The 12,877-nt window shown below is 53.8% G+C and carries 16 protein-coding genes; 2 read left to right on the forward strand and 14 right to left on the reverse strand.

What is annotated here, in order from left to right:
• Positions 1–45: 45 nt before the first annotated feature.
• The 14 genes from AC4ED1_RS04195 to AC4ED1_RS04260 all read right to left on the reverse strand — a co-directional run bounded on the left by AC4ED1_RS04195 (position 46) and on the right by AC4ED1_RS04260 (position 10,201).
• Positions 46–315: a DUF1292 domain-containing protein gene (locus AC4ED1_RS04195; protein WP_490936166.1), complete on the reverse strand. Its 270-nt coding sequence runs from the start codon at positions 313–315 to the stop codon at positions 46–48.
• Between the two features lie 14 nt (positions 316–329).
• Positions 330–746: a Holliday junction resolvase RuvX gene (ruvX, locus tag AC4ED1_RS04200; protein ID WP_490936167.1), complete on the reverse strand. Its 417-nt coding sequence runs from the start codon at positions 744–746 to the stop codon at positions 330–332.
• Positions 743–1,003 (reverse strand): IreB family regulatory phosphoprotein, encoded by a 261-nt coding sequence (locus AC4ED1_RS04205; RefSeq protein WP_490936168.1) that lies wholly within the window; start codon positions 1,001–1,003, stop codon positions 743–745. Before AC4ED1_RS04205 ends, ruvX begins: the two co-directional genes overlap by 4 nt.
• Before the next feature lie 102 nt (positions 1,004–1,105).
• Positions 1,106–2,170, reverse strand: a complete 1,065-nt coding sequence (locus tag AC4ED1_RS04210) for an AI-2E family transporter (protein ID WP_490936169.1) — start codon at positions 2,168–2,170, stop codon at positions 1,106–1,108.
• Positions 2,171–2,283: 113 nt separating this feature from the next.
• Complete coding sequence (locus tag AC4ED1_RS04215) at positions 2,284–3,156, reverse strand: UbiA-like polyprenyltransferase (RefSeq protein ID WP_490936170.1); 873 nt, start codon at positions 3,154–3,156, stop codon at positions 2,284–2,286.
• Between the two features lie 82 nt (positions 3,157–3,238).
• Positions 3,239–3,433, reverse strand: coding sequence for a YrzR-like zinc ribbon domain (locus tag AC4ED1_RS04220; protein ID WP_490936171.1), 195 nt, complete (start codon positions 3,431–3,433; stop codon positions 3,239–3,241).
• A 16-nt stretch (positions 3,434–3,449) separates the two neighbouring features.
• Positions 3,450–3,953 carry a PRC-barrel domain-containing protein gene (locus tag AC4ED1_RS04225; RefSeq protein WP_490936172.1) on the reverse strand — a complete coding sequence of 168 codons (504 nt, stop codon included), beginning with the start codon at positions 3,951–3,953 and terminating at the stop codon, positions 3,450–3,452.
• 53 nt (positions 3,954–4,006) lie between these two features.
• Positions 4,007–5,140, reverse strand: coding sequence for a cysteine desulfurase family protein (locus AC4ED1_RS04230; RefSeq protein ID WP_490936173.1), 1,134 nt, complete (start codon positions 5,138–5,140; stop codon positions 4,007–4,009).
• 24 nt (positions 5,141–5,164) lie between these two features.
• Positions 5,165–5,572, reverse strand: a complete 408-nt coding sequence (gene cymR / locus AC4ED1_RS04235; protein ID WP_490936174.1) for a cysteine metabolism transcriptional regulator CymR — start codon at positions 5,570–5,572, stop codon at positions 5,165–5,167.
• The gene (locus AC4ED1_RS04240; protein ID WP_490936175.1) at positions 5,569–6,291 is read right to left on the reverse strand and encodes a YczE/YyaS/YitT family protein; all 723 of its coding nucleotides are present in this window, start codon (positions 6,289–6,291) and stop codon (positions 5,569–5,571) included. The genes cymR and AC4ED1_RS04240 overlap by 4 nt, the downstream gene beginning before the upstream one ends.
• Positions 6,269–7,624, reverse strand: a complete 1,356-nt coding sequence (locus tag AC4ED1_RS04245) for an AAA family ATPase (protein ID WP_490936176.1) — start codon at positions 7,622–7,624, stop codon at positions 6,269–6,271. Before AC4ED1_RS04245 ends, AC4ED1_RS04240 begins: the two co-directional genes overlap by 23 nt.
• Positions 7,625–7,790: 166 nt before the next feature.
• Entirely contained in the window at positions 7,791–7,964 is a 174-nt protein-coding gene (locus AC4ED1_RS04250) for a hypothetical protein (RefSeq protein WP_490936177.1), read from the reverse strand.
• A 125-nt stretch (positions 7,965–8,089) separates the two neighbouring features.
• Complete coding sequence (gene mnmA / locus AC4ED1_RS04255) at positions 8,090–9,214, reverse strand: tRNA 2-thiouridine(34) synthase MnmA (protein ID WP_490936178.1); 1,125 nt, start codon at positions 9,212–9,214, stop codon at positions 8,090–8,092.
• 93 nt (positions 9,215–9,307) lie between these two features.
• Positions 9,308–10,201, reverse strand: a complete 894-nt coding sequence (locus tag AC4ED1_RS04260; RefSeq protein WP_490936179.1) for a LysR family transcriptional regulator — start codon at positions 10,199–10,201, stop codon at positions 9,308–9,310.
• 109 nt (positions 10,202–10,310) lie between these two features.
• Between AC4ED1_RS04260 and hpaB the strand changes: the two genes are divergently transcribed.
• Together hpaB and hpaD are read left to right on the forward strand one after the other, a co-directional pair.
• Positions 10,311–11,801, forward strand: coding sequence for a 4-hydroxyphenylacetate 3-monooxygenase, oxygenase component (hpaB, locus tag AC4ED1_RS04265; protein ID WP_490936180.1), 1,491 nt, complete (start codon positions 10,311–10,313; stop codon positions 11,799–11,801).
• A gap of 39 nt (positions 11,802–11,840) precedes the next feature.
• On the forward strand, positions 11,841–12,833 hold the full coding sequence (gene hpaD, locus AC4ED1_RS04270) for a 3,4-dihydroxyphenylacetate 2,3-dioxygenase (protein ID WP_490936181.1): 993 nt from the start codon (positions 11,841–11,843) through the stop codon (positions 12,831–12,833).
• Positions 12,834–12,877 lie beyond the last annotated feature (44 nt).

Genomic DNA, 12,877 nt, shown 5'->3' on the forward strand with positions numbered 1-12,877 from the left:
GCACGCCGTGCGCGAAACCACCCCAAAATCGAGCAGCTGCCAAGCTCACTTGTCGAGTTCCTCGAACAGCAAAGTGTCGTACATCTCCGCCACTTTGTCCCACTCATCGTCGTCTTCGATGTTGACGAGGATTTCATTGCCGTCTTCATCCTGCTCGATGCGCAGAATGATCGCCTCATCATCCTGCGTGTCGGTCGGCTGCAGGATGGCGTAGGTTTTGCCATCGACTTCCAGCACTTCCAGCACTTCAAATTCGTGTTCTCCGCCGTCCTCGTCCGTTAAGACAATCATGTTTTCGTTTTGCCCTTCGCTCATTTTTTACACCCCTTTTATCGAATGGAATCGAGGTAGTTTTGCAAAATGATACCCGCCGCCATTTTGTCAACCACCCGCTTTCGCTTGTCGCGCCGGACATCCGCTGCGATCAGCATCCGTTCGGCCGCCATCGTCGACAGCCTTTCATCCCATAGTATGACCGGCAGCGAGAACGTTTCTTCCAACAGTCGCGCAAACTCCCGGGCGGCTTCGGCCCGCGGTCCGACGGTACCGTTCATGTTTTTCGGGAACCCGAGAATGATTTTTTGCACTTCGTATTGCCGGATCAACTCGCCCAAGCGCTTCAGGTCGTCCGCTTGCGATCGCCGGCGGATCACTTCAACGCCCTGCGCCGTCATACCAAGCGGATCGCTGACGGCGACGCCGATCCGGGCGTCCCCCAGATCGAGACCCATCAGGCGTCCCGTCATGTGCGATCCGCCAGATACGCACGAACCAGCTCTTCGATCAGATCGTCCCTTTCGACTTTGCGAATGGTATTCCGTGCATCGTTGTGACTGGTGATGTAGGCCGGGTCGCCCGAAATCAAATACCCGACAATCTGATGGATCGGATTGTATCCTTTCACCTTCAAAGCTTCGTACGCTATAAGAAGTGCTCGCTGCGCCTCGTTCGCCTCGTCCTTGTTGCCCGAAAACATCATCGTTTTATCGAGATGTGAAGTCATAAGAAGACACCTCTTTTTGGTAGTCTTGCGGAACCCTTGGGAACTTATTCGCCTTTCTGGCTTGAATTTCCTCTTTTTAAAAACAAGAAGTTTTCTCCCGCACTACCTTCTCACGTAATGCAGCACCAGATGCTCCAGCACCACTTTTAATATCGCCACGACGGGAACAGCCAGGATCAGTCCCATAATGCCGGCCACTTCACCGCCGAGCAGCAGCGCAAAAATGATCAAGAGAGGATGCAGGTTCAAGCTTTTGCTGACAATCTGGGGAGCGATGAAATTGCCCTCAAGCTGCTGCACGATCAAATTGACGATGGTAACTTTTAAAGCCATAACCGGGGAAACGGTAAACGCGAGAATGATCGCCGGCGCAGCCCCGATAAACGGCCCGATATACGGAATGATGTTGGTGATCGCCACAAACAGGGCAAGCATCAGGCTGTACGGCATGCCGACAATCGCGTATCCTGCGTAAACCAGGGTTCCCACTGCCAACATCACGACCAGTTGGCCGCGAATATAATTCCCGAGCGCATCGTCAATCGATTTGATCAGGTCGATCAATTCCTTACGGTGGCGGCTCGGAAAGATCGTCACAACCGCCCGTTCCATCACTTTCAGATCTTTCAGCATATAAAACACCAGAAACGGAATGACCAGCGCCGTAAGCATCTGCTCCAATGTGCTGCCAAGCGACCCGAGAAAGTTCGTGATGTAACGGGTGACCGCTTCCTCAAAGGCGATCAGATTGGTATCGATCGCCTTATGCACCGCTTCCGGCATCTTTTTTGCCCCGTCGTCAAGGTGCTTGCTCCACGTCTCGAACTGTTCGATGATGGAAGGGAGCTTTTCCGCAAACTCCTTCAACTGATCGATAAAAACGGGAATGGTGTTGGCCAGTGCCACCGCTAGCAATGTGAAAAACACGAAATAGATCAGAATCACGCTGACGCCGCGCGGAACTCCCCGGTCGACCAGCTTGGTCACAATCGGATTCAACATATACGAAATCACGACGGCGATCAAAAACGGGGCCAGCACGGCACGCAAAACAACCCAGATTCCAAGCAGCAATCCGCTCATCTGGGTCAGTAAAAACATGCACCCCAATATCAGAAGTACCAACAGTGCAAGATCGATGGAACGATTTCGCGGGGCCCTTTCCATGCCGGTGTCCCCCTTCAGGCAAACAAAGGTTTCTCAGGACAGCTTTTCCCATTGTTACAAGTATATGCGGGTTGTCCGGGTTCTATAGCAGAAAAGCAGCACCGAAGTGCTGCTTAAGCCGACAAGCTGAACGCAATATCCGTAAACGTAAACAGAAACGCCACACTGGCGACTATACTGTTCACCTTAAAGAACGCTACATCGATCCGCGACATGTCCTTCGGCGAAATGATCAAATGTTCATAGAACAGAAGCACGGCCACCGCGGCAACACCGGCGTAATAGATGGCCCCCAGCGACACGTAGAGCGGAATCAGCAAAAACAGCACAATCGTCAGCACGTCAAGGGCACGCGAAATCCACAGCCCGCCGGCAATCCCGAACCGGCTGGGGATGGAATACAGCCCCTCGTGCCTGTCAAAGTCCACATCTTGGCACGCGTAAATGATGTCAAAAGCCGCAATCCACGCGGCTACCGCTCCGGCCAACAGCAGGCCGGGCATGTCAAAGCGGCCGGTAACGGCTATCCAGGCGCCCAGCGGTGCCAATCCGTCCGTAATCCCCAACACCAGATGGCAGGCCCATGTGAACCGTTTGGTATACGGATACAGCACCAGGAAAAAAACTGCGACCGGCATCAGATAAAAGCAGAGGGGATTGAGCATCCAGGCGGAAACTCCGAGCAGCACAAACGATCCCAGGATGAACGCCACCGTCTCGGCGCTGCTGATCGCGCCCCGCGGCAGTTCCCGGTTTGCCGTACGCGGGTTCTTCGCGTCGATCTGTTTGTCGATCAGTCGGTTTAACGCCATCGCGGCGCTCCGGGCGCCGACCATTGCCAACGTCACCCAGAAAAATGTGCTCCAGCCCGGCCACGTGCCGTTTTTGTAGAAACTGGCCATAATCATGCCGATATAGGCGTAAGGCAAAGCGAAAATTGTATGCTCAAACTTGACCATTTCAAGAAAAAGTCGGATTTTGGACAAAGCAAAAACCTCCTGCTGTCAGCTCGCTTACACTACAATTAAGCGACAGGAGCAGAAGGGTTGTCAAGCGCCGGCTATGTACTTAACGCGCGATCCCGGAATGTTCCTCCGCTGCGCCCGCCATATCCCCGAACAAACTCAAAGACCCGTCTTCTTCAACCTGATACAGCTTGACTTCTTCCCCGTTGACATTGAATTCGACAAAACACTCCCAGCAATAATACTGGTTGGTTCCGACCTTTCCGATGTCACGGCAATTGCAATTCGGACAACGCATCAAGAACTATCCACTCCTATGGGCTTGGTTGGAGGTCGGAAAGCTTTGCGTTCGCTTTCACTATAATCGGATCCCCGATTTGAACCGTCTCCGTAAAGGGCAGCCATTTCCGTCCCGTAACCAGGTCTGCAAGCAAGCCGTCCGACACTTCGTACCCTACTATGTTGTCCGTTTCCTGTCCGATGTAAACATCTTCCACCGTTCCCAACATAACGCCATCTTCGGTAAACAATTCCTTTCCCACCAGCGCCCGTTCTCCCGTCATCAGGCGGCACTCCCATTCTTCCGCTCCGCATTCCGTGACAAGATCCGGCGATTCCACAGTCACCGCATCTTCGCCGATTGACTTGACCCGCGTCAGCCGGACGATACCCTGACCGGCCAGCAGGCCTTCCTTTTTAATCAAAAGGGCGTCCGCACGATTCTCCCGAACGAATCCGATGTCAACCACCTCTCCCAACCGGACGCCCCCAAGCAGTTCGATCACCGGCAGACCAATCCAAAGCCGCGCCCGTCTCACACACTCACCTCCCGCCTAAAAAATGCCCGTCATCGGACATTCATTCGCAACGGTTACGACCGCCTCAGCCGGCGTACAATCGCCGCCGTTTTGCGTGCCGCCGCCTCGATTTCCCACAGCGTGTTCTGTTCTGAAAAACTGAAACGAATGGCAGATTTCACGCGATCCGGCGCTAAATTCATCGCAGTCAGAACGTGGGAAGGCTGCAGGGAACCGGATGTGCACGCGGAACCGCTGGCCGCCGCAATCCCCTCCATGTCGAGATTCATCAGCATCGTATCCGCCGGTATCCCCGGAAAAGACACCGACAGGATGGAGGGAACGGAACGTTCCGGCGAATTCACCGCCAGAAAATCGACTTCCTCCCGTAAAATGGCAAGCATCCGGTTGCGCAGTTGCCGGATATGTTCGCCATTTTCCTCCCGGTGACAGACCGCCCGCTCAATGGCGGCGCCCATCCCCACGATCCCCGGCACATTCTCCGTGCCGGCACGTCTTTTCCTCTCCTGGGAACCTCCGTGCAAAATCGGACTCCAAGCGATGTCCCGTTTGACGTAGAGCACGCCGATTCCTTTCGGGCCGTGCAGTTTATGGCCGGAGAGGGACAGCAGATCGATCCCGAACGCTTTCGCGTCAATCGGCAGCAGGCTGACAGCCTGCACCGCATCCGTGTGAAAAAGAACCTTGCGCTCCGCGCAGGCTTGCGCGATTTCCCGAATCGGCTGGATCGCCCCCGTCTCGTTGTTGACATGCATCACAGACACAAGAACGGTATCGGGACGAATCGCGGAAACAACCGATTCTAACGCAACAATGCCGTCAGCGGAAGGCGGAACAAAGGTGACCTCAAACCCCATTTTTCCCAAAAATTCACACGTGCGCAACACGGCATGATGCTCGATCGCCGTTGTCACCAAGTGCCGCCCTTTATCCCGGTTCGCCAGCACCGCCCCGATCATCGCCGCGTTATCCGATTCGGTGCCGCCGCTCGTGAAAACAATCTCGGCAGGGTCCGCCCCGATCGCTCTTGCCACCTGCTCACGGGCGCGTTCCACCGCCTGCCGGGCAGCGCGTCCGCTGCGGTGCATACTCGACGGGTTCCCGTATTCGGTTTCCAAATACGGAGCCATCGCCTCCCGTACGGCGGGATGCAGCGGCGTTGTCGCGGCGTTATCCAGATAAATCACCCATCCCCATTCCTTTCAAAAGCCTCAAATGTAGAACATCAAATTCTCGCCGCCGGTTTTTCGCCGTTCCACTGCATCGGCCAGCGTGACGGAGTCCAACACCTGATTGATCGCGTCCCGCACCTGTTCCCACAAATAATTCAACTCGTCCGCCGGGTCTTCGACCACCGTAACCGGTCCTTCCAACACGCGAATGACATCTCCGATCGTGATATCCTTCGGCGATTTCGCCAGGACATACCCGCCGTACGCCCCCCGGATGGAACGCACCAGCCCCGCGTTACGCAAAGGCGCAATCAACTGCTCCAAATAATGCTCCGACAATTCCTCCCTCTCCGCAACCGACTTCAGAGAGATCGGCCCTTCCCCATGATACATCGCCAGATCGATCATCAAAGCCACACCGTAACGGCCTTTCGTTGAAAGCTTCATGCAACTTCTCCCCTCTCTGTGTAGCGCCCGAACATTTTTTCCGCCGCTCGCAGCCCGTACTCCGTGGCATGGCCGATGGTTAGCGAAAACGCGATCGTCCCCCAGGAGAACGGCCCGCCGAGCCAGATCCCAACGACGACAGCCGATACTTCCAGCAAAGTGCGAACCCACCGGATGGCCCACCTCGTTTTCTCATACAGGGCCAGCATCAGCCAATCCCGCGGCCCGGCCCCCAGCTGGGACTGGATATAGATTCCGGTTCCGAACCCCCAAATCGCGATTCCGGCGGCGAACAATCCGACTCTGGCAGCCGCTTCGCTCCAATCCGGGACCAGATGCAACCGGATCACCAAGTCGCAAAATTCGCCCACCAGGATCATGTTGGCGATCGCGCCGAATGTCGGCCATTTTTTTAACAGCGTACAGGCGCTTGCCAAAATCGCCAGTCCGACCACCTGCTGCACCCTGCCAAACGAGAGGCCCGTATGTCTGGCAATCGCCAAGTGCAAAACGTCCCAAGGGGCAACGCCAAAATTCGCCTTGACGACGCACACAATCCCGTAAGACATGATCAAGAGTCCCAGCAGGAACACCAAAATCCGCTTGGCCAAAAGCGTTTCTATCATCGGCCTTCGCCGCGCAGCCGGCAAAGCTGGCGCGGCGTTCCTGACATCCGCACGCGCGGATGCCATGGTATCAGTATGTGTCTCCGTTTCCATCCATATCCTCCGGTCCCAGTTTGCCGATTGATCTTAAGTAATCGCGGATTTTTTTCTCGTACCCGTTTGAAGTGGGGTGATAAAAGGTTTTTCCCCGCAAATCTTCCGGCAAATAGTTCTGTTCGACAAAATTGCCCGGGTAATCGTGCGGATACAAGTATCCTTGGCCGTGACCGAGTCGGGAAGCTCCTTTGTAATGAGGGTCCCGCAAATGGGGCGGCACTTCCACAGATCCGCCGTTTCGAATCTCGCTCAACGCCCTGCCAATCCCCATGTAAGAAGCGTTGCTCTTCGGGGCGGACGCCAGGTACGTGGCTGCTTGGGCCAGCACGATTCTCGCTTCCGGCATCCCGATCCGTTCGACCGCCTGAAAAGCGGCCACTGCCACCTGCAGCGCCTGAGGGTCGGCGTTTCCCACATCCTCGGAAGCGGATATGACAAGCCGCCTCGCGATGAAGCGCGGATCTTCCCCGGCGTCGATCATCCGCGCCAGCCAGAACAGCGCGGCATGCGGGTCTGAACCGCGAATCGACTTGATAAACGCGGAAATCGTGTCGTAATGCTGGTCGCCCGCTTTGTCGTAACGAACCGCCCGCCGCTGGATCGACTCGGCGGCCACCTCAAGCGTCACATGAATGGCGCCGTCTTCGCCGGGCGGCGTCGACAACACCGCCAATTCCAACGCGTTCAACAAGCGGCGGGCATCCCCGTCCGCATAACGGACCAGATGAGCGAGCGCGTCATCGTCCATTTTTACGGAAAAATGGCCCAATCCACGCTCCGGATCCGCCAGCGCCCTGCGGGCCACCCGCTTCAGATCGTCTTCCGTCAACGGCTTGAGCGGAAATACCTGAGAGCGTGACAGGAGCGCCGCATTGACTTCGAAAAACGGATTCTCCGTAGTCGCTCCGATCAGGATGATCAGTCCGTCTTCCACATGCGGCAACAGCGCGTCCTGCTGAGCTTTGTTAAACCGGTGAATCTCGTCGACGAACAACACCGTCCGCCGGTTGTACATCGCAAGCCGGTTTTTCGCCTCTTCGACGACCTGTCGGATATCCGCGACTCCGGCGGTGACGGCGTTCAATGTATGAAAATAGGATCTTGTGCTGCCGGCGATAATCTTTGCAATCGTTGTCTTGCCGGAGCCCGGCGGTCCGAACAGGATGATGGAAGACAATTGATCCGCCTCGATCGCACGCCGCAAAAGCTTGCCGGGTCCCACGATCTCATCCTGCCCGACCAAGTCGTCAAGGGACTGCGGCCGCATGCGGGCCGCCAGAGGGGCCATACTTTTCTGCGCTTCGTCCGCCTGAAAGGAAAACAAATCCATTTCCGTCACTCCAATGCCCCTTTTCCTGTATCCGCTTACTATTCCGAGTGTCTGACTCTGATTTTATTATTGTAACAAAAACGGGAGAAAGTTGTAAGCGATCGCAAAGATCACAAGCGCTGCAGGGCCGGAACTGACTCTTGCAACCCCCGCGTGCGCTTTTCCGTCAAGATCCCCCGTTTCTTTTGCCCAGTTCCTCCCGAATCTCCCGCAACACCTTTAAAATGTTGTTTAATGCCAACAGGACAAACCCGAGCATGACAAACGCAACGATCTCCCCGGTGAAGACCGCGACGGCCCCCAACACCACCGCGTACAAAACGAAAAGCCAATCTCTCATTTCCGCTCTCCTCTCCGCAAACTTCCGTTCATGCGACTGTTTTACGCCGGAGCACCCTCGAAATGGCTGTTCCACCGCTGCTGGCCCATGCGAAACAGGCGCCCCCAAAGGCGCCTTCGCCGAACTTATCTTGCGCTTGCCACCTGGTACGCCTCCGGCAACTCCCTGTATACCCGGTCGATGATCCCGCCGCCCAGGCACACCTCGCCCCGGTAAAACACCACCGCTTGTCCCGGAGTAACCGCTTTTTGCGGTTGGCCAAAAATCACGTCGCATGTCCGATCCGGTTTCACATGAACGGTTACGGCCTGGTCCGGCTGCCGGTAACGGAATTTCGCCGTGCAGGCAAAAGTCTGTTCCGTCATCTTCGGGCTGATCCAGTTGACGTCGGTCGCAAAGAGGCCTTTGGAGTACAGGCGGGGGTGTTCGGCTCCCCGTCCGACATACAAAATATTGTTCTGCACGTCTTTGTCGACAACAAACCACGGTTCGCCGGCGCCGCCGAGTCCCAAACCGTGCCGCTGCCCCAGCGTGTAATACATCAGTCCCTCGTGTCTGCCGACGACTTCCCCCTCCACGGTTCTCATTTCCCCCGGCTGCGCGGGCAGGTAGTTGCTCAAGAATTCGCGGAAGTTGCGTTCGCCGATAAAACAAACCCCCGTGCTGTCTTTTTTCTTTGCCGTCGGGAGCCCCGCCTTCAGGGCGATTTCCCGCACCTTTTGTTTCGTCAGGTGGCCGATCGGGAACATCGCCTTTGACAGTTGGTACTGATTCAAGGCGCTGAGAAAATAGGTCTGATCCTTGTTCGGGTCCGCTCCCCGCAACAGGCGGTACTCCCCATCCGCCCGGTCAACCCGGGCATAATGGCCCGTCGCGATAGAATCGGCCCCAAGATCCAGCGCTTTTTCCAGAAATTCTCCGAACTTGATTTCCCGGTTGCACATCACGTCCGGGTTGGGCGTCCGCCCTTTTCTGTATTCGTCGAGAAAATACTTGAACACTTTGTCCCTGTATTCTCTCTCGAAATTCACCGTGTAATAAGGGATTCCAATATGTTCGCAGACGCGCCGGACGTCGTGAAAATCGTCTTCCGCCGTGCAATGGCCGAATTCGTCCGTGTCATCCCAGTTTTTCATAAAAACCCCGACGACATCATACCCTTGCTGTTTCAACAAAAGCGCCGTGACGGAAGAATCGACCCCGCCCGACATTCCTACGACGACGCGCGTCTCCTCAGGTCGCTTTACCACGGACAGTCACACCTTCCTTTCCGTTTCCGGTTTTCCGTCATTTGAAGTCTCGTTTGTTCCGGTATATTGTATCATAAGAAACCGGTCCGCTAACTAAAACATTTCGATAAATCGCTTTGCCGCTTTTGACAAATATCGATCCTTCAGCCATATGACAGCCGATTCGGACTGAAGGGTACAATCCTTGAGGGCAATGATCTTGGTTCCATTTAACGGTAACATGGATGCGGTCGACTGTGGGATCATCGTTGCTCCCAAACCTGCCGCTACAAGCGAGATCAGCACGGTAACATCCGGACATTCACAGATAATGTTGGGCTCAAAGCCAAATTTTCGGCATTCGTTGACAAGCATTTCGAACACGCCGGTGCCATTTGTCCGGTGCAAAAACAAAAGCGGGAAATCTTTTAAGCTTTCCATTTTAATCGTGGATTCCGGGATATCCCAATCGTTTGGCGCAAGCAGGACATAGGGCTCGTCCTGCAACCGGATCATCGCCAAATCACGCGTGTCCACCGGAAGTCTTACAATGGCCACCTCGATTCCCCTGCTGTTTAACCAATAATACAATTGGGAAGTGTCTCCCTCCCAAATTTTAAAGGAAACGAAGGGATAGTCATTCCGAAAATCGACAATCCGCTTGGGAAGCAAGGGAAGGCAAGACTGAACCGTCCCAATCGATAAGACTCCCCGGAATCCTTGTCCCGCTTCTCTCACTTCTCTCATCAATTCGTCAAACTGCCGCAAAAGCTCCTCGCCTTTTTCATAAAGAAGCCGCCCCGCCTCTGTCAGTTCCATGCGTTTCCGGTTACGTTCCAACAAGATCGTGCCGAGTTCTTCCTCAAATATGCGAAGCTGTTGACTAAGGGGCGGTTGGGCCATGTTCAGCTTTTTGGCCGCCCGGGTGACCTGTCCTTCCTTTGCAACCGTCAGAAAATACCGAAGTTTCCTGGTATCGATGCGAATCCCCTCCGAATCCAGTTCCATATTTTTTTCGTATATATAATCAATAATATCAATATTTTTAATATTCTCTAACATGTATTATATTTGGGGTAGTCGGAAAATTCAAACCAAAATTGAGGGAGGGGCTATCATGCCGGCAAGGACAGGAAAACAGTATAAGGCGGATTTGGACGCTGCCAAAAACAATGTATGGATTCATGGAGAGAAGGTGGAAAAGGTATCCGAACACCCCGCTTTCCGCAACATCGTCCAAAGTATGGTTGAGTATTATGACATGCAGCACGAAAAAGCGGACAAAATGCTGTATACCTCACCGGTTACCGGTGATAAGGTTGGGCTTTCCTACATTGCTCCGCAGACGAAAGAAGATCTCGTGAAACGCAGGGAAATGATCATGGAATGGGCCCGCTATTCAGGGGGGATGATGGGACGCTCCCCGGATTACCTCAATACCAGCATCATGGCGTTTGGTACGGCAGCTTCCTATTTTGCTCAGGGGGATCCAAAATTCGGCGAAAATATTTCTAAATATTATGATTATTGCCGCGAAAATGACATCAGTTTAACCCATACTCTGATTCACCCGCAAGCCAATCGTTCGAAAGCCCAATCGGAACAAAGGGATCCGTACTTGTCCGCCAGAGTTGTGGAAAAGAATTCGGACGGGGTTGTCGTTCGGGGATGTCGTTTGTTGGCGACCCTGGGTGGCGTTACCGATGAACTTGTCATTTTCCCATCGACTCTACACAAAGTGCCCGCCCAGGATAATCCTTATGCGTTTGCGGCCGCAATTCCCAACAATACCCCCGGGTTGAAATTCGTCTGCCGTGAAGCGTTTGATTATGGCCGCAATCAATGGGATCACCCGCTTGGAGCCCGTTATGACGAAAGCGATGCGATTGTCATTTTTGATGACGTTTTAATCCCGTGGGAGCGCGTATTTATTTTAGAAAACGCCGAATTATGCCAAAACACTTATGTGGGCACCAACGCCGTCATTCACATGGCCCATCAAGTCGTTGCAAAAAACACGGCCAAAACCGAATTTGTGTTGGGCGTTATCTTAAGCATCATTGACGCGATTGGGATTGAACAGTTCCAGCATGTCAAAGAAAAAGCCTCCGAAGTCATGATCGCTCTCGAAACGATGAGATCGCATCTGTATCGGGCTGAGGAGAACGCGTCCATCGACAAGTACGGGAATATGACTCCAGACTTTGCTCCATTGAATGCGGCCCGCAACTGGTATCCTAAAATGTACCAGAGAATCGTGGAAATCATCCGCATTTTAGGTTCCTCCGGCTTGATGGCGATCCCGACTCTCGCGGATTTCCAAAACGAAGAAATCGGGGAGGCCATGCGAAAATACAATCAGGGAGCAAATATTGACGGATTTGAGCGAGTCCAGCTGTTCCGGCTCGCCTGGGACATTTGCATCAGCGCTTTCGGCAACCGCCAGGCTTTGTATGAGTACTACTTTTTCGGCGATCCGGTGCGGATGTCAAACGTTTATTACGATATGTACGAGAAGGATCAATACAAGCAAATGGTCCGGAGTTTTCTGGATCGGGCAAAACACCTTGCTTCAGAGAAAAAACTTTTTGCTTCACAGGGAGTCTAAGACTCCCTTTGTTCAAACAAACGGAAGGAAGGTGCCAACTTGAAAAAACCTTTTCATATCATCCGTTTGCATCATGTTGAGCTGAATGTCCGCGATTTGGACCGCGCCAGAGATTTTTACGTAAATGGACTCGGCTTCATCGAGACGGAGTCGGATGACAATCATATTTATCTTCGGGCAATCGAAGATGCAAACCACCATTGTCTCGTTCTCGCCAAGTCGGAAACGCCTTGCTTGAATCACATAGCCTACCGGGTGAGTTCGGAAGAGGATCTTGATCATCTGGCCGAGTTGTTCACCGCCCAACAACTTCCGTTTCGCTGGCTTGAAAAAGGGGAGGAAAGAGGTCAAGGCCGGGCCTTGAGAATTCAGGACCCGGTGCAAATGCCGGTCGAATTCTTTTGTGAGATGGAAAAGGCAGAGCAAATGCTGCAAAAATTCCATTTGCATCGGGGAGCCAAAGTCAAGCGAATCGACCATGCGAACTGTCTGGTTCGCGATATCAACCTCGGGTATCAGTGGTATACAAGCAATCTGGGGTTTATGCTCTCCGAGTATACGGTTTCCGAGGAGAAAGGTGATGAAACCCTTTGGGCGGCATGGCTGCATCGAAAACCGAGTGTGCATGATTTGGCTCTTATCAGGGAAACGGGTCCCCGTTACCACCATACCGGTTTTTGGATGGATGACGCCAAATCGATTCTTGACGCATGCGATGTGCTGGCATCCCAGGGGTATGTCGCCAACATCGAGCGTGCGCCCGGACGCCATGGAACATCGAATGCATTTTTCGTTTATGTTCGCGACCCGGACGGACACCGCATTGAGCTTTATACGGGGGATTATTTCACGAATGACCCCGATTTTGAACCGATCAAGTGGAAGCTAAGCGATCCGCAGCGTGCAACGTTCTGGGGAACGGAGCCTCCAAGCAGTTGGAAAACGGAAGCGATGCCTGTCCGGCACGCTTTGACAGGTGAAATATTGAAGATTGAACCTCCCGTTTGTCAAAAGGCGGGTGCGATTACCTGAATAAAATCGGGCCGTCTCAAAAATCGTTGAGACGGCCCTTGAAT

The organism is Effusibacillus sp. SKA8 (assembly GCF_058273125.1).

What these genes read in the sequence shown, in the direction of transcription:
- AC4ED1_RS04245 (WP_490936176.1), bottom strand. Translation starts at nt 7,624, where the DNA reads ATGGATTTGTTTTCCTTTCAGGCGGACGAAGCGCAGAAAAGTATGGCC.
- AC4ED1_RS04260 (WP_490936179.1), bottom strand. Translation starts at nt 10,201, where the DNA reads ATGGAACTGGATTCGGAGGGGATTCGCATCGATACCAGGAAACTTCGG.
- AC4ED1_RS04240 (WP_490936175.1), bottom strand. Translation starts at nt 6,291, where the DNA reads ATGGAAACGGAGACACATACTGATACCATGGCATCCGCGCGTGCGGAT.
- hpaB (WP_490936180.1), top strand. Translation starts at nt 10,311, where the DNA reads ATGCCGGCAAGGACAGGAAAACAGTATAAGGCGGATTTGGACGCTGCC.
- AC4ED1_RS04220 (WP_490936171.1), bottom strand. Translation starts at nt 3,433, where the DNA reads ATGCGTTGTCCGAATTGCAATTGCCGTGACATCGGAAAGGTCGGAACC.
- AC4ED1_RS04250 (WP_490936177.1), bottom strand. Translation starts at nt 7,964, where the DNA reads ATGAGAGATTGGCTTTTCGTTTTGTACGCGGTGGTGTTGGGGGCCGTC.
- ruvX (WP_490936167.1), bottom strand. Translation starts at nt 746, where the DNA reads ATGACGGGACGCCTGATGGGTCTCGATCTGGGGGACGCCCGGATCGGC.
- cymR (WP_490936174.1), bottom strand. Translation starts at nt 5,572, where the DNA reads ATGAAGCTTTCAACGAAAGGCCGTTACGGTGTGGCTTTGATGATCGAT.
- AC4ED1_RS04210 (WP_490936169.1), bottom strand. Translation starts at nt 2,170, where the DNA reads ATGGAAAGGGCCCCGCGAAATCGTTCCATCGATCTTGCACTGTTGGTA.
- AC4ED1_RS04195 (WP_490936166.1), bottom strand. Translation starts at nt 315, where the DNA reads ATGAGCGAAGGGCAAAACGAAAACATGATTGTCTTAACGGACGAGGAC.
- AC4ED1_RS04205 (WP_490936168.1), bottom strand. Translation starts at nt 1,003, where the DNA reads ATGACTTCACATCTCGATAAAACGATGATGTTTTCGGGCAACAAGGAC.